We start from the raw sequence: 26,575 nt of genomic DNA on the forward strand, positions 1-26,575 counted from the left end.
CGGAAGCAAGCAGATGGAAAGCATCCGATGGTCAAAGCAGATGAAGCGATCTTAAGGAAAGTGCTGGAAGGGGAAAACCAGTACATGGTGCCCCTGTATCAGCGTCCCTACCAGTGGGATACCGAGCAGTGGCAGACCTTGTGGGATGACGTGGTCGAGCTGGTCAAAGACCGCCGGGACAACCCGAAGACCAACCACTTCATCGGCTCGCTGGTGCTGGTGCCCGTGGACGCGGCACAAAGCGCGGTGAGTATCTCGCGCTTCCTCGTGGTTGACGGCCAGCAGCGACTGACCACCCTTACCCTGCTTCTAGCCGCTATCCGGGACTACCGAAACGCGCACGAAAAGCCCTATGCGGGCGAGCGGATCCACAACACCTACCTCACTAACCAGTACGAGGAAGGAGATCGCCATGTAAAGCTGGTACCCACCCAGCAGGACCGGGACGCCTACTTCGCCGTGATCAACCGGGATGCCCACAGCGGAGGTGACGACCAGGTCGGCGCAGCCTTCCGGTTCTTCCGCTCCAGGTTGGAAGAGTTCGACGATCCTGACGACCCCGAGGACATCGCCCACCTGGAAACTGCGGTCCTGATGGGGTTGACGGTGGTATCCATCAGCACTCACCCGGAGGACAACGTCCACCGGATCTTCCAGTCCCTGAACAACACCGGCCTCAAGCTCACCCAGGGTGATCTGATCCGCAACTTCATCTTCATGGGGCTACCCACCCGAGGGGAGGGCGTTCATAAGCGGTACTGGATGCCGATGCAGAACCTCCTTCCCACCAACGAGGCCCTCGAGCAACTGTTCTGGCTGGACCTTCTGGCCACCAAACCCACCCTGAAGATCAACGACACGTTCAACGAGTACCAGAAGAAACTGTCCAACCTGGGAACCGAGGACGACATCGAACACGAGGTCGCCCGTCTGGCCTCCCTGGCTGGCCAGTACGCGCTGATTCTCGACCCCGCGCGGGAGAAAGACCCGGGTGTCCGCTTCCGCTTGAAGCGGCTGAAAGCCTGGGACGCTTCGACTCCGCATGCCCTGATGCTGGAACTGCTGCGTCGCCGCGCACAGGGCAGTGTCAGCAACGAGGAACTTGAACGAGCACTGCATCTGATCGAGTCATACCTGGTCCGACGCCTTCTGATGGGGCAAAGCACGCAGGGACTCAACCGGATTTTCCCGCAGATCCTCAACCAGCTGGACGACCAGGAGCCGGTCGACCGGCAGATTCACCGCCTGTTGTCCACCGGGCGGCGCCACTTCGCCACCGACGAGCGCGTCCGAGCGGGTGTGGCTGAATCTCCATACTTCCTCAATGGCCGGCGCAGCCACCGCAGTATCGTGTTGCGCTGGCTGGAGGAGTCCTTCGGTTCGAAAGAACCGGTCGACACCGCGAAGCTGAGCATCGAGCACATCATGCCGCAAACGCTCAACGCAGAGTGGCGCGCTCATCTGGCTTCCGTCTACGGGGACGACCAGGTCGAAGAGATGCACAACGCAACCGTGCACACGCTGGGTAATCTCACGCTGACCGGGTACAACAGCGAGATGGGCAACAAGTCGTTCGACCTGAAAAAGGACGCGTACCTGAAGTCCGGTCTGGCACTGAACCGCACTCTCGAGGATTTCCAGATTTGGGGACCTGATGAGATCCGCGAGCGGGCCCGTCTGCTGGCGGATCAGATCATCGACACCTGGCCGGGCCCCATCGACGTCGGGGTGGCAGATACTGATCTGTCGCCGCTGTGGAGCAAGGTCAGGTCGATTGTGGCGACTATTCCCGCTGGTCACTGGGCACGCTACGGGGATGTCGCCGCTGCCGCGGGAACCAACGCCCAATCAGTTGGCAATCACCTTGCCGAGCACGAGGTCCTCAATGCCCACCGGGTGCTACGAGGTGACGGGGCTGTGGCAGAGAACTTCCGTTGGTTGGATCCCCGCGAGACCCGAACCGCACGAGAAGTCCTCACCGACGAAGGGCTGGAGTTCACCTCGGCAGGTAAAGCTGATCCCGAGGCCCGGGTACCGCTGGAAAAACTCCTGATCCTAGTGGAGGTAGACGACGAACCGGCAATGTTTTGACAGGGTAAGCGGCCCTTCCCCTGCGAATGGGGTGGTGGAAAACTCGCGGTTTGGGCCAAATCAATAGAATTTCGGCCTATCGTGTGCTGCACGATTACCAATAGTTGGTAAGCAGAAATTCCTGTTTAAACACCATCGAATCAACTGTTATAACAGCACCTGATAAGCTTGTATTCGGAATTATCCTCTTAGAATGCGAAGGAATTAACTGTGGAGTCATCTAGAACCCGTACATGCTCTTGGTGTGGAGAATCGGGACACGACAAGCGTTCTTGTGAAGTTTCCTCTAACGCAGGTCAGTGCAGCGTGTGTGGCTACCACGGGCATGACAAAAGGAACTGCCCACGAGGATAGGCGATCTTCTCAAACACCTCACGACGATGTTCTCCTATTGTCAGCTTAACCTGGAATCGGTAATTATGAACCGGGTATCCGAGGCAGCCGGATAATGCTGGCATGAAGCGGCCATCAGGAGATGAAAAATTAGGTGCTGCTGCAAACTAGGGATTTTGATGTCGTGAGTGTGGGAGAACCAGGTTCATGGGTATCTTCTCGTGTGCTGCTGCAAATAGGAACTTCGACTCACTTACTATTAGCGAGCGTGCATCGCACGATTAGGCTGCAGGAGGGTGTCAGATGGTTTGTGTGTGAGGGATTCCCCTCACACACAAACCATCTGACACCCTCCTTTACCCCGAACGCTCCTTGGCTGAACACTACAACCCGCTGGCAATGGACCCAGCACTTATCAAAGCCCACGACACTCTCGACCGAGCGGTCGACAAAGCCTTCGGAGCGCCCCGAAAGCTCACCACCGAACGCCAGCGACAAGAACTCCTATTCGAGTCCTATGCAAAAATGACCGTCGGCCAGGTCAGTCCACGGTGACACTCCCGAGAACCTGTATGGGCGTATAGCTAGCCATATTGCCATACGCTCAAACCGAGTGACGAGAAGATTTAAAAGCCATCCTCTCCTGACCTGGGTTAGGGCCCCGGGATCAACTCCCGTGGAAAAAAGCCCCTGGAATGCTCTCCGTGGTAAAGGAGGCCCACACCTACGGTGTGCGCTGACTAAGGGCCGACCCTGCGGGCCAGCCCCCTTCTTCTTACACCCCAGACCGCTGCGCGGTCAGAGGCGTTTTGCCAAAAAGCCCTTCGGGCATTGTACGTCGCTCTCCCTACACGCAAGCCCCTCTCCCTGCGGTCGCCGTCCTACGGGGAAAACTTTTCCCACGCGCTCGCAAGCTCGCTTATTTCGCGGAAAACTTCTTCCCCTCCGGACGGGCCAGGGCTTGCACTCCGGTCGAGACTCCTATGGCACCAGAGGTGCCTTTTCGGCAAAAAACGCCGGGAGGGAGGGAGGCCACCAGGTCACCCGACCCCATCACCACCGAAGGGACCAGCAATGGCCACCAGCGACCAGTACATCCACACCCTTGTCACCGCACACGTTCTCCCCGCCAGTGCGATCAACCTCCACCCCCAGGACGCCCTCGACGCCTACAACACCGCCAAGATCACCCGGACCTTCGTCCCCGAGGAGGGCCGCGATAAAGACCACCTCGCTGGCATGCTCTCGGCCATCGACCCCGAGTTCGTCATGCTTGCCGACGACGCCCTCACCTCCACCCTCCCCACCTCCCCGGGTCCCGCCACCGTCGTCGCCCTCGCCGACCACCTTTCCTTCGCCGTCCAGCGGGCCCAGGGAGGGGTGGCCCTGGGGCCACACCCCCTGCAGGCGGAAGTCTCCCACCTGTACCCGGATGAGTACGCCGCAGCCCGCGCGATCGTCGAAAAGGTCTCTTCGCAGGTGGAGGTGGACTTGCCGGAATCGGAGGCCGTGGCCGTCGCCCTGCACCTGGTCAACGCCGGTTTCCACACCGATGACCTCTCCGACACCTACACCATGACCGGGGTGTTCTCCCAGCTCTTCGAGATCATCGATTCCTCCTACGACATCTCCCTCGACCGATCCTCTATCTCCGCTGCCCGCTTCATCACCCACCTGCGCTACTTCTTCGTCCGCGCCCGCGACGGTCGCCAACTCAAAGAAGGCATGGCGGTGTTGACCTCCAGCCTCGAGCTCTCCCACCCCGAAGCCATCCAATGCGCCGCCCGCCTGGCCCGCGTCCTTGAGCTGCGCCTCGGCATCCCCCTCACCGAAGACGAAGTCGCCTACCTCGCGCTGCACGTCGCGCGACTAAGTTCGGACTTAACCACCTAAAGAGAGGCAACACGATGAAAGCCACATTCCTCTACGGCGCCGGCGATGTCCGGGTCGACACCGTCCCGGACCCCATCATTCAATTCCCCACCGACGCCCTCGTCCGCACCGTCCGCGCCTGCGTCTGCGGCTCTGACCTGCACCGCTACCACGACATGCCCGCCCGTGAACACGGCCGTTCCATGGGCCACGAGCTCATCGCCGTCGTCGAAGAGGTTGGCCCTGAAGTGCGACACATCAGCAAAGGCGACTTCGTCATCGTCCCCTTCGCCTTCCAGGACAACACCTGCGAGTTCTGCCGCGAAGGCCTCCAGACCAACTGCCCGCACGGCGGCTTCTACGGCACGCCCGAGGCAGCCGGCCTCCAAGCCGAGCTCGCCCGCATCCCGCTTGCCGACGGCAGCCTCGTCCCCGTCCCCGGCATCAACCCCGCCATCGCCGACGACGCCCTCCTCGCCTCACTCCTCTCGCTTTCCGACGTCTACCTCACCGGCTACCACGCCGCCTTCAAGGGCTCCGTGTCCCCCGGCAAAACCGTCACCGTCATCGGCGATGGCGCCGTCGGCCTCTCCGCCGTCCTCGCCTCCCGCCAGATGGGCGCCGAACGCATCATCCTCATGGGCCGCCACCGCGACCGCACCGACCTCGGCGTCGAATGGGGCGCGACCGACGTCGTCTCCACCCGCGGCGAGGAAGGAATCGCCGAGGTCATGGCCCTCACCAACGGCGAAGGCTCCCACGTCGTCCTCGAAGCCGTCGGCCACATGCCCGCCTACGAGCAGGCCTACGGCATCGTCCGCCCCGGCGGCGTCATCTCCCGCGTCGGCGTCCCCCAGTACGAATCCGCCCCCATCGGCTTCGGCTCCCTCTTCGGCAAAAACGCCAGCCTCACCGGCGGCCCGGCCCCCGTCCGCGCCTACTTGGAACCCGCCGTCACCCAGGTCCTCAGCGGAGAGATCAATCCCGGCAAGGTCTTCGACCTTTCCCTCCCGCTTATCGACGCCCCCGCCGCCTACTCCGCCATGGACTCCCGCACCGCCCTCAAGGTGATGCTCACCCCCTAAGGCTCGAGGTGGGTGAATGACGCATGCCAGCGCCACAAGCCCACCTGCTCCACCTTCAACGGCGTTGTCGGCGTCCGCCCCTCCCGGGTCGCTCGCCGCCACCTCACGGTGTCCATCACCATCTCCACCACCTGCCCTAAATGCCACTCGACGCAGCGTTCCGTGAAGCTGAGGACGATATAACCCCGACGCTGCGCGGCATTTAGCTTCCACAGATCCTTCGTGTAGTTCTTCCGATTGTTGGCACCGTGATACTCAAACCCATTGACCTCCACCACCACCCGCGCCTGGTGATCCACCCCATCAAAGCGATACGGCCCCAGCTGCGCATTCCCCTCGAATCCCCCACAGCCCCTCGCCTGCAACTCGCGGAATAGCCGGCGCTCCGTCCACGAATCAGCCCCACCGCCGCCGCGGCTACCGCCCGCGCAATCTTTTTCGGGAATCGTCTCATCGCGTGCCTGTCTCTCTCGAAATCCTCCCTGCCCTTCTTGCTGGCATAACGCACCTCCAACAGCTCCCGCGCCATCTCCATGCCTGCTGCATCCCCCGCCGCGGCCAAGGCACTGACCACCCGCACATTGGCCATCATCCGCACATCGACCTTCTTTCGCTCCCGCACCTTGACCACCGGCGACTGCGCCTTGGACGAACCTCGCTCCACCACCGCGTGCAACGGCAACGTGATCTCTTTGCCCAGGTACAGCTCCGCTACCGTCTTGCCGCTGAACACCACGTGCGGCTTGTGCTCATTGATTGCCTCCAGCACCAGCTGCCCAGTCACCGCGACGTGTGTGTAGATTCCGCGCACAATCCTGCTGAGCCTCCCCTCCTTAACGAGCCTGGTCAGCACATACTCACTGAATCCGTGCGCGCGTAACTCCTGCGTCGTGTAATAGTCCTTGCCCGGCGGCCAGCCGTGGTCTCTCATGCTCTTTTAGACACGTCCCCGACCCCGGAGGTTCCCGCCCCTTCACGGTTCGTGGTGACCTAAGCCCGCTTACCGACGCCCCAGCCCCCTTAGGTCACCAGGAACCCGCAGCAAACACAAAACCCCACCGCCCCGCCACCCCCTCGGGGTTCGTGGTGACCTAAGCCCGCTAATCGACGCCCGAGCCCCCTTAGGTCACCACGAACCCCAAAACCAGGCTGGCCTGAAGAATCAAAAGAAGCTGCGGAACCAGAAATCACCTGGCTCCGCAGCTTGTGTGGTGCGCCCGGAGAGACTTGAACTCTCACGTCATAAGACACTGGAACCTAAATCCAGCGCGTCTGCCAATTCCGCCACGGGCGCGTACCTGAGACAGCATACCTTGTCGGAGCTCGGACCCAGAACTAAGCCTTTTGATTGATGGAGGGTAGGGTGTGTAACCGTGAGCGACGACAACGGTAAGAAGCGGGAGCGGAAGAGGGTGCGGGCCTCGCACCTGGTGTTTCTCACTCTCGCTGTTGGCTGCACGCTGGCGCTAGCTTGGTGGCAGTGGACTCGGTTCCAGGAAGGATCGGGCACGTTCCAAAATCTGGGGTATGCGCTGCAGTGGCCGCTGTTTGGGGCGTTTTTTATCTTCGCGTATCGCAAGTATTTGGAGTATGAGAACGACATGATTGAGGCGTCGAATAGCGCCGATGACGTGGAGTTTCTCTACCAGGCGGATGCGAAGAGGTTCCGTGAGCAGGTCACGGAGATCGATGAGGATTTCCTGCCCGAGCGTCCCACTATTGACGTCGACACTTTCAATGAGATCAACACGCCGCGCCGTGGCGCTTCCCGAAACCGCACAGACAACGGAGAACCCACCACATGACCACTCAGTCCACCGCTAAGATCCATCCCGAGCGTCAGAGGCGGGTTGCCAACGCCCTCAAGTTCTTTTCCGTGTCAGCCTGGGTGACCGGCGTTTTCTTGCTGATCCTGGTCGTTCGCATGGTGCTGGAGTACGTGCTCAAGGTGGAAATCCCGGAGTGGGCGACGTGGGTGGCCATTTTGCACGGGTGGGCGTTCATCATTTATCTGCTGTCGGTCCTCAACTTGGGTCTGAAGGCCCGCTGGAAGCCGGTCGTGTGGTTCACCACCGCGATTGCTGGCGTGGTGCCTTTCTTGTCCTTCATTGTGGAAGCTAATCGACGCCGCGAGGTCAAGGCCGCTTTCCACCTCGACTAGCAGCACCAATGCGTGACAATGTAGGGGCATGAAACTACCTGCAGCCCTCGTGGCACTTTTGGCGTCCGAAGTTGTGGTTGGGTGTAGTGCTACCGCCACCGAGGCTCTTCAGTGTTCCAGCCGGTAGACCCCGACACGTTGCGCGCGGAGGACGGGAGCTACCGGTTTTCGTTTTCCAATCGCAGTCGGTGCATTATCGGCGGTGGGTTGTCGGAGTCTCCGATCGTATGCGAGCTGGATCCCGCGGAGCCGATGCCCACTCGTTTAGGCGGCAAAAGCCGGGGTATCGAGTTGGCGAACGGCATGTTCGTCCCCAGCGAATTGCTTGCCGACGCCTCACCGCGGATGCGGTTCCCCTAGGTTTCCAGAGCGAACTTCGAGTGGAAGGGTTCTTCATCATGCAAGAACCGGTTGATGAGCTAGCTTTCAACCACGAGTCGGGAGCTGCGTTCTTCATGGCGGAGCGGCAGCCGTCATTCCCGTTGCCTCCCGAGGACCCGGAGGTGTTTGGCTAGTCGAAGACGACGGTGCGGTTGCCGTAGACGAGGACGCGGTCTTCGAGGTGGTAGCGCAGCCCGCGGGCGAGGACTCGTTTTTCGGCGTCGCGGCCGAGGCGTTGCATTTCTTCGGGGGTGTCTTTGTGGCTGACGCGGATGACGTCTTGTTCGATGATGGGGCCGTCGTCGAGGTCGGGGGTGGCGTAGTGGCAGGTGGCGCCGATGAGTTTCACGCCGCGTTTGTGGGCCTGGTGGTAGGGGCGGGCGCCCATGAAGGAGGGCAGGAAGCTGTGGTGGATGTTGAGGACGCGTCCGGCCCACATTTCACAGAAGTCGGGTGGGAGGATTTGCATGAAGCGGGCGAGGACGATGGCGTCGGGCTCGTAGCCGTTGACAATGCTGGCCACATCTTCAAAGGCGCGGCGCTTGCCCACTGCATCTTTGGGAAAGGGAACGTGGTGGAAGGGGACGCCGTGGTTTTCGGCGATGTAGGCCAGGTTGTCGTGGTTGCCGACGACGGCGACGACTTCCATGGGGTAGTCGTTTTCCGCGACGCGGCCCAGCAGGTCGTGGAGGCAGTGGCCTTCGCGGGAGACGAGGAGGACGGCTTTCTTGAGCTCGGCGGTGTCCCAGAGGCGCCAGTGGGCTCGGGGGCCGAATTCTGCGGCGACGGGGGCGAAGGCTTCGCGGAGATCTTCGATCGTTTCGGAGACTGATTCGGCGCGGATGGCCTGGCGGGTGAAGAACCAGTTGTTCTCGGGGTCGGTGAAGTAGGCGGCTTCGGTAATCCAGCCACCCTTGTCCGCGAGGAAGGTCGAAAGTTTGGCGACGATCCCCGTGGCGTCCGGGCACCCGAGGGTGAGCACGTACTGGCGCTCGCCGGTGGGGGTGCTGGGTCGGTTGCGGGGATCGTCGGTACGCAGCGGAGTCATTCCTGGCATATTAGTCCGCCAGGTCTCGAATGACCTCCACTAGTTGGGTCAGGGCCTTCGCGCGATGGGAGAGGGAGTTCTTTTCCTCGGGGCTAAGTTGCGCGGAGGAGCGCCCGGCGCCGAGGTCGTCGGCGGGGAGGAAGAGCGGATCGTAGCCGAAGCCGTTGGAACCCACGGGCTCCCGGAGGAGGTGGCCTTCCCAGCGGCCCTCGGCGAGAAACTCCTGGCCGGAGGGGGTGACGAGGGCGCATACCGAGACGAAAGCGCACGATCGTCGGGCGTCAGGGACGTGTGCCATCTGGGCCAGCAGCAAGGCGTTGTTGGCGGCATCGTCGCCATGCTGTCCGGACCAGCGGGCAGAGAGCACGCCGGGCATGCCGTTGAGCTCGTCGACGGCGAGGCCGGAGTCGTCCGCGATGGTCACCAGGCCGGTGGCTGCCGCGCCGGCGCGGGCCTTGATGAGGGCGTTGTCGGCGAAGGTGCGGCCGTCTTCGATGGGCTCGGAGTAGGCCTGGACTGCGGAGAGGGGGAGAATGTCGACGCCGGTGACGGCGGCGTCGATAAGCAGTCTTTCGAGTTCCAACAGCTTTTTGGCGTTGTTGGAGGCGACGAGCAGCTGCATCAGATTCCCAAGGCGGACTTCTGGGCGGCGACGAGCTCGCGGCAGCCCTTTTCAGCGGAGTCGAGCATCGCGTTGAGCTGGGCGCGGTCGAAGTCGCCGTGTTCGCCGGTGCCCTGGACCTCGACAAAGGAGCCGGATTCGGTCATGACGACGTTGAGGTCGACCTCGGCGCGGGAGTCTTCTTCGTAGGGCAGGTCGAGGCAGACGTGGCCGTCGACGAGGCCGACGGAGACGGCGGCGACGGGCGGAAGGAGCGGGTTGCCCGGGACGACGCCCTGGGCTTGGAGGACGGCGATGGCGTCGGCAAGCGCGACGTAAGCGCCGGTGATGGAGGCGGTTCGGGTGCCGCCATCGGCCTGGAGGACGTCGCAGTCGATGTTGATGGTGTTCTCGCCGAGCTGGGAGAGATCGACGGCAGCGCGGAGGGCGCGGCCGACGAGGCGGGAGATTTCGTGCGTGCGGCCCTTGACCTTGCCGCGCATGGACTCGCGCGGCATGCGATCGTGGGTGGAGGCGGGCAGCATGGAGTACTCGGCGGTGAGCCAGCCCTCGCCGGAGCCCTTCTTGAAGCGGGGGACGCCCAGCTCGATGGAGGCGGTGCACATAACCCGGGTGTTACCGAACTCGACGAGGACGGAGCCGGCGGGGTTGCTGGTGAAGCCGCGGGTGATGCGGACGGTGCGCATTTGGTCGAGGGCGCGGCCATCGGCACGCGAGAAATCAGAAGTCATGCCCCTCAGGCTACCGGCTTAGAACTGGATGACCATCCCGGGCAGGCCGATCTCGATGGGGCCATCGAATTCGCGGCGGGCGGCGGCTACCGCAGAGAAGGGGTCCGCCCACGGTGGGATGTGCACGAGCATGAGTTTTTGCACACCGGCGAGGCGGGCCGCCCTTCCGGCTTCGGCGCCGTTGAGGTGCATGTCCGGCGGGACGTCATCTCCCCGATCGGTCCAGGTGGCTTCGCAGAGGAAGAGGTCGGCGCCGCGGGCGCACTCGATGAGCTGGTCATTCCAGCCGGTGTCGCCGGAGTAGGCGATGACCCTGCCACTGGAGTGCTCGCGGATGCGTAGCGAGTAAGCCTCGACCGGGTGGACGGCCGGGAATGGGGTGACGGAAACACGTCCGAGGAGGTGTTCCTCTCCCACTGTCCAGGATGTGAAGGCGAAAGTGTCGGACATGTCATCGAGCACGACCGGCGGATCGGCGGACAGCGGCCCGAGGTAGGTCTCCGTGGTGGAAGGACCGAAGCACAGGTTACGCCCGCGGGCGGGGGAAGTGGGGTGGAAACGGCGCCACACCAGCAGCGAGGGAAAGTCGAGGCTGTGGTCGGGGTGGAGGTGGCTGAACACCACGTGGGCATCACATGGATCCTGTACCTCTTGCAGCGCGGCCAATACCCCGGGGCCTAGATCGACGAGCACCGATGGGGAGTTGTCCACGGACACCAAGTATCCGGAGGCCGAATTTTGGGGAGCTCCCACACTTCCGGAGCTACCGAGGATGGTCAACTTCATGGGTTAACTGTGCCACGAATGAAGGTATTTTTCGAGTCCGTAGCACCCCCGTACGTCAGTGCGCGGTGGATTGCTGGACCTGGGTGAGTCCGGGGCCGAGGAAGCGTTCGGATAACTGGGCGAACTTCTCGGGGTCGCCGGTCGACTCGAACAGCCGGACCGGGTCGGATTCCGGGTCAGCGAGCAGGTCATCGCGGGTGAGCACGCGCAGTACGTCCTTCGCAGTCTCCTCCGCGGAGGATACGAGGGTGACATGGTCACCGATAGCCAGCTGGATCACGCCGGTCAGCAGAGGGTAATGGGTGCAGCCCAACACGAGCGTATCGACGCCCGCCGCCTGCAGCGGTTCCACGTATGCTTCCGCCACTCCGAGAATTTGCCGCCCGGAGGTGATGCCTCGTTCTACGAAGTCGACGAAACTGGGGCAGGCCTGGGCATAGGCTTCCACACCGGGATTGATGGCGAAGAGATCCTGGTAGGCCCCGGAATTGATGGTGCCGACGGTGCCGATCACGCCGATGCGGCCGTTGCGGGTAGTAGATAGGGCGCGGCGGACGGCCGGCTGGATAACCTCGATGACGGGGACGTCATAGCGTTCGCGGGCATCATGAAGAAAGGCCGCGGAAGCGGTGTTACAGGCGATGACCAGCATCTTGCATCCCCGGTCGACGAGTTCATCGGCGATGCGAGTGGCGTGCTCGCGGACCTCGGCGATGGGGAGTGGGCCGTAGGGGCCGTTGGCGGTGTCACCGATGTAGATGATTGATTCGTGCGGGAGCTGATCGACGATCGTGCGGGCCACCGTCAGCCCGCCCACCCCGGAATCGAAAATGCCAATCGGCGCGTCGGGCCCGGGTGAAGGTGCAGGAGAGGACATCACGGCCCCCATGCTACTGCTAGCTGCGGTGCTCCACTGCAGCCGTGGCAAGTTTGCGCATGGCGTTGCCCAGAGCCACTGATTCCTCCGGTTCGAGGTGGTCGAACACCATGGAGCGGACCTCGGAGACGAAACCCGGGCTGGCCAATGCGAGAAGCGCGGAGCCTTGCTCGGTGATTTCAGCGAGGGTGGAGCGCCCGTCCACGGAGTCGGGCATGCGGGCCACCATGCCCTGTAGCTCGAGGCGGGTGATCACGCGGGAGAAATGCGACAGGGTCATGTGGCAGGCCTGCGCGAGGTCGCTCATGCGGAGGCGGCGCTCGCCCGCCCTGGCGAGGTTGTATAAGACAAGGTATTCGACGTGGCTGACGCCGGCTTCCTGCTTCAGCCGCGAATCCAAGCGAGAGTGAATGCCGGAGTGAAAGGCCCACATGTGTGTCCAGGTGCCCGTCTCTTGTTCGCTGAGTTCCATGAACACCGGCGACTCATTCGCTTTCATGTTGCCATATACTAGCGCACATCTTCGTTTGATGTGACCATTCTTTTCACATTCTGAGAAATTCCTGCTAACGCCTGATATTTAACTTATTTTTCCACGGGAAATTTGCTTCTGTCGTCGCTTTTCCTGCAAGGCGGGCGGGTCATCCGACGTAATGAGAACACCCGCTGCCATACCCCCGATCGCGCCAAATAGGTGCGCCTGCCACGACACTCCCGGCACGCCCGGCAATACACCCCAGACCAGGCCGGAATAGAAGACGCCGAGTATGACGCCCGTGAGAATCTGCGAGAAGCTGCGGTTGAAAATTCCCCTCACCAGCAGGTACGCCAGCCAGCCATACACCAGTCCGGAAGCTCCGATGTGATTGGTTCCTACACCACCAAGCAACCACACTCCCGCACCGCCCAAAATGACAACAAAGGCCGTTACTTCCCACCACACTCGCGCACCGGACGCCCCAACTAGGAAACTAAAGATCGCTCCGGTCACCGTATTGGAAATGAGATGGTTAATGTCGGCGTGCAAGAACGGTGAGCTGAAAATGTGCCACACTGATGACAAGTCCAGCGGATGGATGCCGAAATAGACCAGGTCTCCCCCGAAAATAATCGTGTTTATAATATGTACAATCCATATTGATATTACGTATACACCGGCAAACATCAGGCCGGAACGCATGGGCGAACGTTGGCGGCCTGAGGGGGACAGCGCCGGTGAGGGTGGCGTGGGGTTGATCGGAAACTGACTCATAGTGCCACCCAGGTTATCGGGTGGCGGCAATCAAGGCAGCGTAGGTCTCTAGTCCATAGCCGGGCGCGGCGTTGATAATTGCTGCGACGATGGCCGCTTCGACTACGTCGGCCGCGGCCCGGCACAGTTCGCCGAGCGTGGCCGTGTCAATCGAACCTGGAACCGGAGCCGTCGACACGGCAAAGAGCGTGTCCCCGTCGAGGGGCGAATGAGCTGGCCTAACGGCGCGGGCGATGCCGTCGTGGCCCACCATGGCCAAGCGCTTCGCCTGCGCCGTCGACACCGGGGCGTCGGTCGCAATCACCCCGATCGTCGTGTTCAGCTTCGCAGCCGGATGCTCCAACCCCAGGAACCGCCCCAAGTCCACGGCGGGCAGCCGGGGGTCGCCATAAAGCCGTCCCGTCTGGGGATCAATAACCGAGCCGACCGGGTTCGCCACGACCCCAGCCGCAACGACGTACTCTCCCACCGCGACGGAAGCTTGCCCGAATCCGCCGCGCAGCACTCCCGCCGTGGCCCCGCATCCGGCACCAATGCTTGCCGACGCCCCCACTCCCCCACCATCGCCCGGCCCTTCCAGCGCCGCACGGGTCGCCGCCGCCCCATCCGGGGCGGTCGGGCGGTGCGCGGCATCACCGACGAAAAGGTCGAAGATGACGGCCGCCGGGACGATGGGCACCCGCGGTCCGGGTAGCCCTTCCCCACGGACGGGGAACCCAATGCCGACGCGTTCCAATTCGCTCATGACGCCGTCGGCGGCGGCGAGGCCGAAGGCCGACCCTCCGCACAGCGCGATGGCGTGGACGCGGTCGACAGTGTTGTGGGGAGCCAGCAGATCCGTCTCGCGGGTGCCGGGTCCGCCCCCGCGGACATCGACGGCCGCGATCATGCCCTCCGAACCTGCCATGACAACGGTGACCCCCGTGTCCCCCAGGCTGGCGTGGCCGAGTCGGACCCCGGGGACGTCGATAAGCGAGGCCGACGTCATCTCAGCTACCGTTGAGCGCCGTGAGGAGGCTGTCCTGGTTGAAGCCGAGCCATTCGACGAGCATCTCCCGGTCGGCGTCGACGTCGGCATCGATGCCTCGGGGCGTGGCCGAAAGATAGAGGCGCAGATCATTGAGGCCAGTGATGAATGCCCACGCTTCCTCCTCCGAAAGAGTGAGCTCAACGCCACCATCGGGGCCCACGGCCTCAGCGATGACCTGCAGGTTGGCCAGCTTGGCGCGGCAGATGTCATTCTCGTGGAGGCTGCGCAGGAGGGAATTATCGCCCTCGTACTCCTCATCACCTTCGCGCTCGAAATCGGGCAGCAGGCGCGCCATCGCGGGGTCGTCCGGGGCGTCCTTGTGCCCGGACGGGATACCAGTGAGCTCGGACAACTCATCGCGGGGGGCGGACTGCGCGCGGGCGATAATCGCCTCGCTCACCGCGGCCGTGAGGTTGCCCAGGACCTCGCGTTCCATCGGCTCCAAAACGGTGGTGAATTTGGGGGCCCGCATGAGCCCCTTCTTCTTTTTCCAACTCTTCATAGCGCTCAAACCCCGCCTATCCGGCCTGCTGCATGGTGGCCCAGAGGCCGGCGACGTGCAGCTTCTTCACATCGCCCTCCACTTTGTCCTTTTCGCCCGAGGAAACCACGGCCTTGCCTTCGGTGTGCACCTGCATCATCAATTCGCTCGCCCGTTTCCGGTCATAACCCAGGACCGTTTGGAAGACATAAGCGACGTAACTCATGAGGTTGACCGGGTCATCCCAGACGATGCACATCCACGGCAGATTCTCAGCCGTGGCGACGTTGACCTCGATCGCCTCGTCGAGTTCCGGGGTCGCCATCGGCATCGGCGAACTCATCACATGTGGGCAGGCCATGTCACAGTTCATGTCACACAGCCTAGTCACCCGACCAGAAAGCTGGCGGGTGACGGTGCAGAAACCGGTAGAGACTGGCCGAAGAATGTTGTAGGTTCAGTCCTTGTCACCCGTTTCCCGCGTTTTGAGCGGCCCCAACCCCACAGGGAGCGACACACCGTTATGGCCAGAGGACTCACCGAGCTTTTCACCAGCCCCAGCGGGCTGCGTGATCTCCTGCGCCACATCGGCCTCTTCGTCAGTGCCATTGGCACCATTTTGTCGATGATTTTCGGTAGCGCCTCCGGCGCGGACCCCATTGACCCCGTCAATCCCGAGCAGTCCTACGAGTCCCCCTCGCCTGAGGAGCAGGCCCAGCTGGAGGAGATCCGCACAGAGCTCAACACCGCAATCCTGGAGCTGCGCTACAACACCCCCGTCAATCCCGTGGTGATGGACGTGTTCGAGTTGCAGAGCCAGGCCCAGAAGTGGGCCGAGCGTACCGCGGTGCTGGGAAAGGAAGAGGCGACGAAGGACAATGTCGCGATGATCCAGCACAACCTCCCTGTTGGCGAGGCCAGTGCCTATAACTTCGTCGATGCGTGGATCCGCTCAGAGCCCCACCTCAACGTCCTCATTGATCCCGACCACACCTTCTACGGCATCGGCGTGGCTCAGGCTCATGGCCGCGTCTGGGTGACGATCCAATTCTCCCGCTAACCCGGCTACTCTCCTCCCTGCATTAAGGTAGGCGGTGTGAACACGGTTAAAGCGTCTTCCCTGCCCCAAAATCGTTCGACATCGTTGCTGACGGACAAGTACGAACTGACTATGCTGCAGGCCGCCCTGCGTGATGGAACCGCCCATCGCTCCTGCGCCTTCGAGGTTTTCTCCCGCCGTCTGCCCAACGAGCGGCGCTACGGGGTCGTTGCCGGCACCGCCCGGGTGCTCCACGCTGTGCAGGATTTCGTCTTCACTGAGGCCCAACTGGCCACGCTCGACTTCCTCGACGAACAGACCCTGGAATACCTGCGCAATTACCGTTTCACGGGACAGATTGACGGCTACCGCGAGGGTGAGCTCTATTTCCCCTATTCGCCGCTGCTGACCGTGCGCGGCACATTCGCCGAATGCGTCATTTTGGAGACGGTCATCCTCTCCATCATGAACGCCGATTCCGCAGTCGCCTCTGCCGCCGCCCGCATGGTCACCGCCGCTGATGGTCGCCCGATCATCGAGATGGGGTCGCGCCGCACGCATGAATACGCCGCAGTTACGGCCTCCCGGGCGGCCTACCTTGCGGGTTTCGAAGCCACCTCCAACCTTGAGGCCGCGCACCGTTATGGCATTCCCGCCTCGGGTACGTCCGCCCACGCCTGGACGCTGCTGCACATCAACGAAGATGGCACGCCCAACGAGGCCGCCGCCTTCCGCTCGCAGATAGATTCCCTCGGCATTGATACGACCCTGCTGGTGGATACCTACGACATCACCAAGGGCGTCGAGACGGCGATTGAGGTCGCGGGCCCGGAACTCGGCGGCGTCCGCATTGACTCCGGTGACTTAGGTGCCGTCACCCGCCGCGTGCGTAAGCAACTCGATGACCTCGGCGCGCACAACACCCGAATCGTCGTCTCCTCCGACCTCGACGAGTTCGCCATCGCTGGCCTGCGAGGTGACCCGGTCGATGCCTTCGGCGTGGGTACCTCCGTGGTCACCGGCTCCGGCGCGCCGACCGCGTCCATGGTGTACAAGCTCGTTGAGGTCGATGGCCACCCCGTGTCCAAGCGTTCCAGCGGCAAGGGCATGACCGGCGGCGCCAAGCGAGCCTTGCGCACCTACCGCGCCTCGGGCGTGGCGGTGGAGGAACTCGTCTACCCCTTCGATGCTCCCGATCCTGAGGTTGGCCACCTCAAGTCCGCGGTGCTGTCCACTCCCCTCGTGCGCGACGGCCAGGTCCTGGAAGGCCTGCCGAGCCTGCATGATTCCCGCGAGTACCTCGCTACCCAGCTACTCACCCTGCCCTGGGAGGGCCTCGCGCTCTCCCGCGATGAACCATCGATCTCCATCCGATTCGTCGGTTTCCCCGCCGAACGTCAGTAGCATTTAGTGTCTGAACAACCCCTATCGCCATCCACCGAAGAGCTTCTCGACGCCGCCGTGGCCGCCCTTGGCGGCACCCGCCGGGATGGGCAGGTGCGGATGGCGCAGGCCGTCACCGCCGCCCTGGAGGGCGAGCGGCACCTCGCCGTCCAAGCTGGTACCGGCACCGGCAAATCGCTCGCCTACCTCGTCCCGGCAATTCGTCATGCGCAGGCGACTAACACCAAGGTCATCATCTCCACGGCGACGATCGCCCTGCAGCGCCAGCTCGTCGAGCGCGATCTCCCGCGCCTCGTCGAAGCGCTGGAGCCGCTCATGGAGCGCCGTCCCACCTTCGCCATCATGAAGGGCCGTTCGAACTACGTCTGCCTCAACAGGATCGGCGCCGTCGAGGAGCCAGCTGATGCGCTTATCGACGAAGCTGACGTCTCCTGGCTGGGCCGCCACATCGCCCGCGTCCACGATTGGGCGCAGGAAACGACCCGCGGCGACCGAGACGACCTCGATCCCGGCGTGCCCGATCAGGCCTGGCGTCAGGTTTCCGTCACCTCCCGCGAGTGCTTGGGTGCCAGCCGCTGCCCCCACGGCGAGAATTGCTTCGCGGAGCTCGCGCGCCGGGAAGCGAACGAGGTGGACATCATCGTCACCAATCACGCCCTCCTGGCCATCGACGCACTGGCCGATGTCAACATCCTTCCGGAACACGACACCGTCATCATCGACGAGGCCCACGAGCTCGACGGCCGCATTACCTCCGTCGCCACCAATGAGCTCTCCTCCGCCACGCTCAAGCTCGCCGCGAAGCGCGCCGCAAAGCTCGACGCAGACGGCACCAAGCTTGAAGAAGACGTCGACGACTGGTTGCAGGTGGCTGAAGACCTGCCGGAAGGCAGGTGGACGTCGATAAGCGAGGACGCCCGCGGTCCCCTTGCGGGACTGCGTGACTGCCTGTGGTCGCTTCGCGACGCCGTCGCCCGCGCCCCCGAGGGCGAAGCCGCGGCCGACCCGGAAAAGGCCGCCGAGCGGCACAACTTGAGCAACCATCTCATGGAGCTTCACGACGCCGTCGTTCGCATCCTCGACGTCTTCGCCGAGACCGATCCCGCGGCCCAGCGCGATGTCGTCTGGCTCGACCGTGACGAGCGTCGCGGCGACGTCCTCACCGTGGCACCCCTGTCCGTCGCTGGGCTGCTGCACTCTCGATTGTTCTCCGAACAGACCGTGGTTCTGACTTCGGCCACGCTGACACTCGGCGGGCGATTCGACGCGATGGCCGCTGCTTGGGGCCTACCCAAAGGAACGTGGGATTCCCTCGACGTGGGCACCCCCTTTGACCCAGCTAAGGCCGGCATTCTCTACACCGCCCGCCACCTGCCCGACCCCGGCCGCGATGGCCTCTCCCCCGAGACCCTCGAAGAGATCTACGAGCTCATCATGGCTGCCGGCGGGCGCACCCTCGGACTCTTCTCCTCCCGGCGAGCCGCCGAACAAGCCACCCAAGCCATGCGCTCACGGTTGCCCTTCGACGTCCTGTGCCAAGGAGACGACGCCACCGGCGCGCTCGTGGAGAAGTTTTCTAAGAACGACAACACCTGCCTCTTCGGCACCCTCACCCTGTGGCAGGGCGTGGATGTACCAGGGGCTTCCTGTTCTCTCGTTCTCATCGACCGGGTTCCCTTTCCCCGCCCGGATGACCCACTGCTGCAGGCCCGGAAAGAGGCCGCGACCGCCGAGGGGCGCAATGGATTCATGGAGGTAGCCGCCACCCATGCGGCTCTCCTGCTCGCCCAAGGTGCTGGGCGTCTATTGCGCTCGGTCACCGACCGCGGTGTCGTGGCAGTGCTCGACAACCGCTTGGCGACCAAGCGCTATGGATCATTCCTCCGGGCCTCCATGCCCGGATTTTGGGACACCACCGACCCGAAGGTCGTGCGTGGTGCCCTCAGCCGCTTAGTTCAGGAGCGGTAAGGAATCGGCTCGCCGCTGGCCTTGAGGGCGGCGTGAGCGAAGATGCACATGGTCATCGGGACGGCCACGATCACGCCGATGACGATGAGGCTACCGACACCTTGCAACAGGATGGTGAACAGCGCGATCAGGAAGGTCGCCCCGGGGTTGGCCTTGACAATCTCGAAGGAACTCCGCAGCGCGCCCATGACGCCGTCCTGCGGGCGAACGAAAATCATGCTCATGGCAAACAAAAGGAAGAACGCCACGACGAGCCCGGGAATGATGAACAACACCATGCCGATGAAGGTCAGAATGGAGGCCAACAGGTAGACACCCAGCGGGGCCCCCAGACCTGAAAGCTTGAAGAAGTCACCGAAAGTTACATTTTCGCCGCGCACTTGGCGTACGCCATTGCGGTACATGTTGAGGTTCCACACGAAGCTCACGGCGAACATCACGATGTAAGCCACGACCATGGCGATGATTCCGCCGGGGGAAACTTCGGTGGAGTTGTCATAGCCATACGCGTCAGTCGTGGTGCTGCTGGACATTAACACCGGAATGATGAACACAACTACCAGGGCCATGAGGGCAGCGAAGTACACCAGGAAGGACAGCACCCACGGAAGGAAGTTGCTGAACAAGGCCTTCGAACCCTGCGTGAAGCTTTCAACTGCGTCGATCGTGCGGTTGGAAGTATCGAAAGCCTGCGGGTTTTCGGAGTATCCAGCGTAGCCGGAGTTCTCCCCCTCGTTGGCACTATAAGGATCGTATGGCTGGGTCACAGTGACTCCCCATTTCTCGTGGAAAATATTTGGACCACAAGAGTATGCCACGCGAGAGGTCGCTTAGCGACATTTAGTATCGGGCGTCACGGTGCACAGGCGACGGCGGTGCGCGCGCCAGGTTCCACCTCCGTGTATCCCCCATCTCGCACTACGACCGCTCCCAGCCGGTCACTCTCCTGCCGAAACTCAGCTGATGTCACCTCCCGCACATTGAGCGGGAAGCCCTTCTCTGCCCACCCGCGTACCCAAGCCAGGTCGCGGGCGGCGGCCAGAAGCATGCTGGCGTGGCCCACCTGGGCGGCGGCCTTGCCGGTGGTCATGGACAGACCCCCATCGATGACAATCAGAGGCACCGTGGGGTCAACCGGCCCGGGATCATCCGCTGGCAGCTCCGTGCCATGGATTTGCAGCTTGCGCACCGCGGCGGGGACGCGGCTGACTGCGGTCGGGACGAAGGCGCGAGCCAGGGCCCCGGCGGCGTCGATAGTAACTCCCGGGATGGCCTGCACCTCCTCCCACGCCTTGTTCCGCGCCCGGCGGGCCACTTTGCGGATGAGGTGGCCGTACCACGACTCCAAGCCGATCCGCCATCTATCGTCGGTGGCTACCTCCTCCGCCAGGCACACACTGACCACCGCGCGGGCGGCCGCCTCCAAGAGGTCGGTGCGGCGCGGCGGATTCACTTTCGGGAGGTGCAACGCGATCTGCATTGCCTGCACGGTCTCCGGGTCGTTGGGGTCCTCGGACCGAGCCCGCCGATCGCTGCTCACCCGCTCCACGAGGAGCGCGTGGGCGAAGGCGAGGGAGTCGGTCATTGTTCGAGCGGGACGCGGCGGAAGGTGCCATCCTCCAGGTCTGAGACGTCAATCTCGTTGCGAGGGATGCCAAGGATGTGCAGGACTTCGTCCAAGAAGGGATGGTTCACCGAGGTATCCGCAACCGCGCGGAGCGCGGGCTTCGCGTTAAAGGCGATACCCAGGCCCGCCGCGGACAGCATGTCGATATCGTTGGCACCATCGCCGACGGCGACGGTCTGGTACATCTTCAATCCGGAGTCCTCGGCGAACTCGCGCAGGAACTCGGCCTTTGCCGCACGGTCCACGACCTTCCCAATGACCCGGCCGGTGAGCTTGCCGTCAACGATCTCCAACGTGTTAGCGCGGGTGTAGTCCAACTCGAGCTCTTCGGACAAGTCCTCGAGCACCTGGCTGAAGCCACCGGACACCACCGCTGTACGGTAACCCATCTTCTTCAGGGTGCGGATGGTCGTGCGGGCGCCGGGGGTGAGCTCAATGTCGGCGGCGACGGCGTCGATGACCGAAGCATCCAGGCCCGCGAGGGTGGCGACGCGCTCCCGCAACGACTCCTCGAAATCCAACTCGCCGCGCATTGCTCGCTCCGTGACCTCGGCAACCTCAGCCTCTTTGCCAGCATGGGCAGCCAGCATCTCAATGACCTCGCCTGTAATGAGGGTGGAATCGCAGTCGAAGCAGACCAGGCGCTTCGAACGGCGCAGCAAGCCAGCGCGCTCAATGGCGATGTCGACGCCCAGCTGTCCGGTCAGCTCAGCCAGCGCCTTGCGCAGCGCTTGGCCACCACCGGGCTCGGGGTTGGCGATGGTGATCATCAGCTCCAGGCCGGTGATCGGGTAATCCGCGATCCCCCGGATACGGTCAATGTTGGCGCCATAATTGGCCAAGGTCTGGCCGATGGCCGAGACGTTCGCGGCAGTCACCGGGTTACCCATCACCACGACGACGTGGCTGGAGCGGGGCCGCGACTGCACGATTCCTTCGACGACCTCGACCGTTATCTTCTGCCCGTGGGCACGCAGGGTCTCGGTAAGACCCTCGCGCAGGCGCACCTCCCGATCGGGGTGAAAACCGACGTAGGCAGCCAGCGAAAGGAAACCGCGGAACTGGGACTGCTCGACATCGAGAAGCTGCACGTCGTTAGACGAGAGCACGCGGAAGAAGGAGGCGGTTACGCCAGGGCGGTCGGGCCCGGAAACGGTAATAGCTGCCGGCTGCAGTCCCTCCTGCAGCGAGACCTGCAAAGCGTCTGGATTGTCAAGGTTAGGTGATTGTGCGGCCACGGTGGCTGGTACTTTCCTGTTGTCGATGCATCGACCCCCGGGAGAGAGGGATCTCTACCGGGGGTCGAATATCAGTCGGAGGTTCTACGAGGTAGTGCTGGTGCGGCCCCGCAATGGGGGCCGGGCACCGTTAGTTGTCGGCGCCAACTGCGGCGGGGCTGGGAGACTGAGTCTTCTCAGCTCGCTCGTCGTGGTGGCCAACGTGGGCCTCACGGCGCATGCGCTCCACCATGTGCGGGTAGTGCAGCTCGAAGGCAGGACGCTCGGAGCGGATACGCGGCAGGGAGATGAAGTTGTGGCGCGGCGGCGGGCACGAGGTTGCCCACTCGAGGGAGTTGCCGTAACCCCACGGATCGTCGACCGTGACAACTTCGCCGTAGCGCCAGGACTTGAAAACATTCCAGATGAACGGAATGACGGAGGCACCGAGCAGGAAGGAGAACACCGTGGACACCTGGTTGAGGGTGGTGAAACCATCCGAGTCGAGGTAATCGGCGTAACGACGCGGCATACCCATGTTGCCCAACCAGTGCTGAACAAGGAAGGTGCCGTGGAAGCCGATGAAGGTGAGCCAGAAGTGGATCTTGCCCAGGCGTTCGTCGAGCATCCGGCCCGTCATCTTCGGGAACCAGAAGTACACGCCAGCGAAGGAGGCGAACACGACGGTACCGAACAGGGTGTAGTGGAAGTGGGCGACCAGGAAGTAGCTATCGGCCAGCTGGAAGTCCAGCGGCGGGGAAGCCAGCATGATGCCGGTGAGGCCACCGAAGAGGAAGGTAGCGACGAAGCCGACGGACCAGATCATCGGGGTTTCCCACGTGATGTGGCCCTTCCACATGGTTCCGACCCAGTTGAAGAACTTGACGCCGGTGGGGACCGAGATCAGGAACGTCATGAAGGAGAAGAAGGGCAGGAGGACCGCGCCGGTGACGAACATGTGGTGCGCCCACACGGCCATGGACAGAGCACCGATCGACAGGGTAGCGAAGACCAGGCCGATGTAGCCGAACATGGGCTTGCGGGAGAAGACCGGGATGACCTCGGAGACAACACCGAAGAACGGCAGTGCGAGAACGTAGACCTCGGGGTGGCCGAAGAACCAGAACAGGTGCTGCCAGAGGATGGCGCCACCGTTAGCGGTGTCGTAGATGTGTGCTCCCAGCTTGCGGTCGTAGAGCACACCCAGAGCGGCGGCCAGCAGCAGCGGGAAGATCATCAGGGCGATGACGGAGGTGACGAAGATGTTCCAGGTGAAGATAGGAAGACGGAACATCGTCATGCCCGGCGCGCGGAGAGTGAGAATGGTGGTCAGCATGTTGATGGCGGAGGCCACGGTGCCGACACCAGTGGCGCCGACGCCGACGATCCACAGGTCAGCGCCCACACCCGGGGTGTGCACGGCGTCCGACAGCGGGGAGTACATGGTCCAACCGAAGTCGGCGGCACCGCCCGGGGTGAGGAAGCCAGCGAGCATGGCCACGCCACCCACAGTGGTAATCCAGAAACCGAAGGCGTTGAGACGCGGGAATGCCACGTCAGGTGCGCCGATCTGCAGCGGCAGAACGAAGTTAGCAAAGCCCCAGACGATCGGGGTACCGAAGAGCAGCAGCATCACAGTGCCGTGCATGGTGAACAGCTGGTTGAACTGCTCGTTGGACAGGAACTGCATGCCCGGGGAGAAAAGCTCCGCGCGGATCAGCAGCGCCATCAAGCCACCGAGGAAGAAGAAGCTGAAGGACATGATGATGTACATGATGCCCAGCTGCTTGTGGTCGGTGGTGGTCAACATCATCCAGGCCTTAGAGCCCTTGCGGGCATGGCCTGTGGGTTCCGGACGTTCCGGGTGAGCGTAATCGTCCACCCGTGGTGCCACAGCGGTCATAGTTCCTCCTGAATACGAGGCAATCCGCGACTGTCGGACTGCCAAGCCTTTACTGGACCTCACATTTTTAAGGCGCGTAAGAGACAATCCAGCCTATTGGGGCTGGAGACAACCGCTAGTCTAACTCGCCATCCCTTCAAAAACACATGAATACGTGGGGCAATGACCCAAATCGCGCCGATTCCCCCGGAACCCACCCACACCAGTGACCCAAGACACACTTGCGAACAGGGACATTGGCATTCTTGGCCTGGTCGGGGAACTAGAAACTCCCCCCGGTAGTAATCAACCTTTAGGTTGAGCCACCTCCCCCACTCACCTCCCAGCGAGTGGGGTTAGGCCTTGCGGGCGAAGATCCAGTCGTCGCAGCAACTGGGCGTTGAGCGCTACGACGATCGTGGAGGCGGACATCAAGATCGCGCCCACGCTCATCGGGAGCACGAACCCAACGGGGGCGAGGATGCCGGCTGCCAACGGGACGGCAAGGAGGTTGTACCCGGCTGCCCACCAGAGGTTCTGCTTCATCTTCCGATAGGTGGCACGGGAAAGCTCGATGACGGAGAGCACAGAGCGGGGATCATCGGAGGCGAGGATGACCCCGGCCGAGGCAATGGCGACGTCCGTCCCTGCCCCGATGGCGATGCCGACGTCCGCCTGCGCCAAGGCGGGCGCGTCATTGACGCCATCGCCGACCATCGCTACTTTGCGGCCCTCGCTCTGGATCTCCGCGACTTTCGCGGCTTTGTCCTCCGGGCGCACGCCAGCGAACACGCGGCGGATGTGGAGTTGCTCGGCCACGGAATTGGCAACAGCTTGGGCATCACCCGTAATCATGACGACCTCGACGCCCCGGGCCTGCAGGTCGGCGACCGCCTCGCGGGATTCGGGACGGATCTCGTCAGCGAGACGCAATGCCCCGATGACGTGGCCGTCGGCAAGCACATGGAGGATGATCGCGCCCTCCTGACGCCATCGCTCGGCGATGGGCAGCTCCTGCTGCCCGCGCTCCTCGAGCAGTTGTGGGCCTCCCACCTCGATGGTCTGGCCCGTAACCTCGGCCCGCACGCCGACGGCGGGAGACGACGTGAAGCCGGCCGCCTGCGGCACCTGCAGCTGGCGAGCCTGCGCCGCGGTGACGATCGCCTGAGCAAGGGGGTGCTCGCTATCAGCTTCGGCGGCCGCGGCAAGAGAGAGGACGTCGCTGTCGTCGAGATCGACGGAGTCAATGCCGGTGACCGTCGGCTCCCCCTTGGTGAGAGTCCCGGTCTTATCGAAGAGGACAGTATTAATGGAGCGCATTGACTCCAACGCGAGCCGGTCCTTGATGAGGATTCCGGCCTTCGCTGCCCGCTCGGTCGCGATGGAGACGACCAGCGGGATGGCCAGGCCGAGAGCGTGCGGGCAGGCGATGACGAGAACCGTGATGGTGCGGACGACCGCGCTGTCCGGTTGGCCGAGGACCGTCCAGACGATCGCGGTGATGACGGCCGCACCCAGGGCGTACCAGAAGAGCCAACCGGCGGCGGTGTCCGCGATCCGCTGCGCCCGGGACGAGGATGCCTGGGCGTCGGCGACGAGCTTTTGGATGCCCGCCAGGGTGGTGCCATCGCCTGTCGCGGTGACTTCGACCCGGATGCCCGAATCGGTGGCGATGGTGCCAGCGACGACACGGTCGCCGGTCCCGCGCCGCACGGTCTGTGACTCACCCGTCACCATCGATTCATCAATAGATGCCGCACCTTCCACGATGTTGCCATCGGCGGGTATCGACGCCCCCGGCCGGACCACCACGATGTCCCCTACTGCCAGGTGTGCGGGTGGCACCCGCACAATCCCCTCCCCTTCTACCTTGTCCGCCTCATCGGGCAGGAGGGCAGCGAGGGAGTCGAGAGCGGAGGAGGGCTGCGCGAGGGAGCGCATCTCAATCCAGTGACCTAGGAGCATGATGACCACGAGGAGGGCCAGTTCCCACCAGAAATTCAGCTCGTGACTGAGCAGGTGCAGGCTCGCACCCCAGGACGCCACAAAGGCAACGGTGAGCGCCAAGGCGATAAGAAGCATCATCCCGGGCTTGCGGGCGCGGATTTCGCTGAGGCCACCGCTGAGGAAAGGCCGACCACCCCAGACGTACATGACGGTGCCAAGGAGCGGGGAGACCCAGGCGACCCAGGCAGCGTCGGGAAGGGAATAGCCGATGAGGTGGGCGAACATGTCATTGAAGGCCACCACCGGGACAGAAAGCGCCAGCATGATCCAGAACAGCCGACGGAACTGAGCTACGTGGTGGGCGTGTCCCCCACCGTGGTGTTCGTGGTGCTCATGGTCCATGTCCATGGGTTAGCTCCTGACGGCGGTGAAGCCGGCTTCATCGACGGCGGCGATGACCGCAGCGTCGTCGATAAGCTCTTCGGAGGTCACTGCGAGGCGACCGGTGGCGGCGCTGACCTCGATGCCCGTAACGCCGGGGATATTGGCGACTTCGCCGCGGATGGCGGATTCGCAATGTCCGCAGCTCATGCCGGTGACCTGGTATTCGGTGGTGGTTGCCATGGTGGTAGCTCCTATTCTTGGGGTGCGATTCACCTCCACCATATACCCTTAGGGGGTATTTTCAAGGGGCTGGCAACAGAAAAGTCCGCACCGGCACCCAGGGTGCCAATGCGGACT

The 26,575-nt window shown here is 63.1% G+C and carries 25 protein-coding genes, 1 tRNA gene and 2 pseudogenes; 9 read left to right on the plus strand and 19 right to left on the minus strand.

Going from position 1 to position 26,575, the window contains the following annotated elements; genetic code table 11:
• The first annotated feature begins 27 nt into the window (after positions 1–27).
• From CATRI_RS10620 to CATRI_RS10635, 4 genes and pseudogenes are all read left to right on the plus strand, one after another.
• Positions 28–2,091, plus strand: coding sequence for a GmrSD restriction endonuclease domain-containing protein (locus tag CATRI_RS10620; RefSeq protein ID WP_290217416.1), 2,064 nt, complete (start codon positions 28–30; stop codon positions 2,089–2,091).
• 687 nt (positions 2,092–2,778) lie between these two features.
• Positions 2,779–2,979: pseudogene (locus tag CATRI_RS10625) on the plus strand (type IIL restriction-modification enzyme MmeI); the annotation flags it as partial.
• A gap of 519 nt (positions 2,980–3,498) precedes the next feature.
• Positions 3,499–4,317: a BglG family transcription antiterminator gene (locus CATRI_RS10630; protein WP_290217420.1), complete on the plus strand. Its 819-nt coding sequence runs from the start codon at positions 3,499–3,501 to the stop codon at positions 4,315–4,317.
• 14 nt (positions 4,318–4,331) lie between these two features.
• Positions 4,332–5,381, plus strand: a complete 1,050-nt coding sequence (locus CATRI_RS10635; RefSeq protein WP_290217422.1) for a zinc-binding dehydrogenase — start codon at positions 4,332–4,334, stop codon at positions 5,379–5,381.
• Here the strand turns inward: CATRI_RS10635 and CATRI_RS13570 are convergent.
• The 3 genes and pseudogenes from CATRI_RS13570 to CATRI_RS10650 form a co-directional block, all read right to left on the minus strand.
• Positions 5,378–5,746 carry a DUF559 domain-containing protein gene (locus CATRI_RS13570; RefSeq protein WP_353959721.1) on the minus strand — a complete coding sequence of 123 codons (369 nt, stop codon included), beginning with the start codon at positions 5,744–5,746 and terminating at the stop codon, positions 5,378–5,380. The genes CATRI_RS10635 and CATRI_RS13570 overlap by 4 nt on opposite strands.
• A gap of 443 nt (positions 5,747–6,189) precedes the next feature.
• Positions 6,190–6,312 (minus strand): annotated as a pseudogene (locus CATRI_RS13575) (type IV toxin-antitoxin system AbiEi family antitoxin domain-containing protein); the annotation flags it as partial.
• Positions 6,313–6,590: 278 nt separating this feature from the next.
• Positions 6,591–6,675: transfer RNA gene (locus CATRI_RS10650), tRNA-Leu, on the minus strand.
• 79 nt (positions 6,676–6,754) lie between these two features.
• On the opposite strand from CATRI_RS10650, the gene CATRI_RS10655 reads away from it, so the two are divergent.
• Both CATRI_RS10655 and CATRI_RS10660 read left to right on the plus strand, forming a co-directional pair.
• Positions 6,755–7,186: a hypothetical protein gene (locus CATRI_RS10655; protein WP_290217428.1), complete on the plus strand. Its 432-nt coding sequence runs from the start codon at positions 6,755–6,757 to the stop codon at positions 7,184–7,186.
• Complete coding sequence (locus tag CATRI_RS10660; protein ID WP_290217430.1) at positions 7,183–7,542, plus strand: DUF3817 domain-containing protein; 360 nt, start codon at positions 7,183–7,185, stop codon at positions 7,540–7,542. The genes CATRI_RS10655 and CATRI_RS10660 overlap by 4 nt, the downstream gene beginning before the upstream one ends.
• Before the next feature lie 511 nt (positions 7,543–8,053).
• On the opposite strand, the gene purU is transcribed toward CATRI_RS10660, so the two are convergent.
• From purU to clpS, 10 genes are all read right to left on the minus strand, one after another.
• Positions 8,054–8,971, minus strand: a complete 918-nt coding sequence (purU, locus tag CATRI_RS10665) for a formyltetrahydrofolate deformylase (protein WP_290217432.1) — start codon at positions 8,969–8,971, stop codon at positions 8,054–8,056.
• 10 nt (positions 8,972–8,981) lie between these two features.
• The gene (locus CATRI_RS10670; RefSeq protein WP_290217434.1) at positions 8,982–9,593 is read right to left on the minus strand and encodes a non-canonical purine NTP pyrophosphatase; all 612 of its coding nucleotides are present in this window, start codon (positions 9,591–9,593) and stop codon (positions 8,982–8,984) included.
• Positions 9,593–10,324, minus strand: coding sequence for a ribonuclease PH (gene rph, locus CATRI_RS10675; protein WP_290217436.1), 732 nt, complete (start codon positions 10,322–10,324; stop codon positions 9,593–9,595). Before rph ends, CATRI_RS10670 begins: the two co-directional genes overlap by 1 nt.
• 18 nt (positions 10,325–10,342) lie before the next feature.
• On the minus strand, positions 10,343–11,110 hold the full coding sequence (locus tag CATRI_RS10680; RefSeq protein WP_290217439.1) for an MBL fold metallo-hydrolase: 768 nt from the start codon (positions 11,108–11,110) through the stop codon (positions 10,343–10,345).
• A gap of 55 nt (positions 11,111–11,165) precedes the next feature.
• Positions 11,166–11,987: a glutamate racemase gene (murI, locus tag CATRI_RS10685; RefSeq protein ID WP_290221131.1), complete on the minus strand. Its 822-nt coding sequence runs from the start codon at positions 11,985–11,987 to the stop codon at positions 11,166–11,168.
• 19 nt (positions 11,988–12,006) lie between these two features.
• A complete protein-coding gene (locus tag CATRI_RS10690) occupies positions 12,007–12,486 on the minus strand; it encodes a MarR family winged helix-turn-helix transcriptional regulator (RefSeq protein ID WP_290217441.1) in 480 nt (159 codons plus the stop codon).
• An 81-nt stretch (positions 12,487–12,567) separates the two neighbouring features.
• Positions 12,568–13,239 carry a rhomboid family intramembrane serine protease gene (locus CATRI_RS10695; protein ID WP_435384167.1) on the minus strand — a complete coding sequence of 224 codons (672 nt, stop codon included), beginning with the start codon at positions 13,237–13,239 and terminating at the stop codon, positions 12,568–12,570.
• 13 nt (positions 13,240–13,252) lie between these two features.
• Positions 13,253–14,227 (minus strand): P1 family peptidase, encoded by a 975-nt coding sequence (locus CATRI_RS10700; RefSeq protein WP_290217443.1) that lies wholly within the window; start codon positions 14,225–14,227, stop codon positions 13,253–13,255.
• Between the two features lies 1 nt (position 14,228).
• A complete protein-coding gene (locus CATRI_RS10705; RefSeq protein WP_290217445.1) occupies positions 14,229–14,771 on the minus strand; it encodes a DUF2017 domain-containing protein in 543 nt (180 codons plus the stop codon).
• 16 nt (positions 14,772–14,787) lie between these two features.
• A complete protein-coding gene (gene clpS, locus CATRI_RS10710; protein WP_290221137.1) occupies positions 14,788–15,075 on the minus strand; it encodes an ATP-dependent Clp protease adapter ClpS in 288 nt (95 codons plus the stop codon).
• Positions 15,076–15,273: 198 nt separating this feature from the next.
• Here clpS and CATRI_RS10715 point away from each other — a divergent pair, with 198 nt between their 5' ends.
• Genes CATRI_RS10715 through CATRI_RS10725 form a run of 3 tightly spaced genes read left to right on the plus strand, consistent with a single transcriptional unit; the run spans position 15,274 to position 19,161 of the window.
• Positions 15,274–15,810: a CAP domain-containing protein gene (locus CATRI_RS10715; RefSeq protein ID WP_290217447.1), complete on the plus strand. Its 537-nt coding sequence runs from the start codon at positions 15,274–15,276 to the stop codon at positions 15,808–15,810.
• A 36-nt stretch (positions 15,811–15,846) separates the two neighbouring features.
• Positions 15,847–17,193, plus strand: a complete 1,347-nt coding sequence (locus tag CATRI_RS10720) for a nicotinate phosphoribosyltransferase (protein ID WP_290217449.1) — start codon at positions 15,847–15,849, stop codon at positions 17,191–17,193.
• A 6-nt stretch (positions 17,194–17,199) separates the two neighbouring features.
• Complete coding sequence (locus tag CATRI_RS10725) at positions 17,200–19,161, plus strand: ATP-dependent DNA helicase (protein ID WP_290217450.1); 1,962 nt, start codon at positions 17,200–17,202, stop codon at positions 19,159–19,161.
• On the opposite strand, the gene CATRI_RS10730 is transcribed toward CATRI_RS10725, so the two are convergent.
• From CATRI_RS10730 to CATRI_RS10755, 6 genes are all read right to left on the minus strand, one after another.
• Complete coding sequence (locus CATRI_RS10730) at positions 19,149–19,928, minus strand: DUF7847 domain-containing protein (protein WP_290217452.1); 780 nt, start codon at positions 19,926–19,928, stop codon at positions 19,149–19,151. The two genes, CATRI_RS10725 and CATRI_RS10730, sit on opposite strands and share 13 nt — an antisense overlap.
• An 86-nt stretch (positions 19,929–20,014) precedes the next feature.
• Positions 20,015–20,746 (minus strand): peptidyl-tRNA hydrolase, encoded by a 732-nt coding sequence (locus CATRI_RS10735; RefSeq protein ID WP_290217454.1) that lies wholly within the window; start codon positions 20,744–20,746, stop codon positions 20,015–20,017.
• Entirely contained in the window at positions 20,743–22,026 is a 1,284-nt protein-coding gene (gene serB / locus CATRI_RS10740; RefSeq protein WP_290217455.1) for a phosphoserine phosphatase SerB, read from the minus strand. Before serB ends, CATRI_RS10735 begins: the two co-directional genes overlap by 4 nt.
• A 130-nt stretch (positions 22,027–22,156) precedes the next feature.
• Complete coding sequence (gene ctaD, locus CATRI_RS10745) at positions 22,157–23,908, minus strand: aa3-type cytochrome oxidase subunit I (protein WP_290217457.1); 1,752 nt, start codon at positions 23,906–23,908, stop codon at positions 22,157–22,159.
• A 315-nt stretch (positions 23,909–24,223) separates the two neighbouring features.
• Positions 24,224–26,242, minus strand: a complete 2,019-nt coding sequence (locus CATRI_RS10750; protein ID WP_290217459.1) for a heavy metal translocating P-type ATPase — start codon at positions 26,240–26,242, stop codon at positions 24,224–24,226.
• 3 nt (positions 26,243–26,245) lie between these two features.
• Entirely contained in the window at positions 26,246–26,458 is a 213-nt protein-coding gene (locus CATRI_RS10755; protein WP_290217461.1) for a heavy-metal-associated domain-containing protein, read from the minus strand.
• Between the last annotated feature and the right edge of the window lie 117 nt (positions 26,459–26,575).

Origin of the sequence: Corynebacterium atrinae, assembly GCF_030408455.1 — a bacterium.
GTDB lineage: Bacteria > Actinomycetota > Actinomycetes > Mycobacteriales > Mycobacteriaceae > Corynebacterium > Corynebacterium atrinae.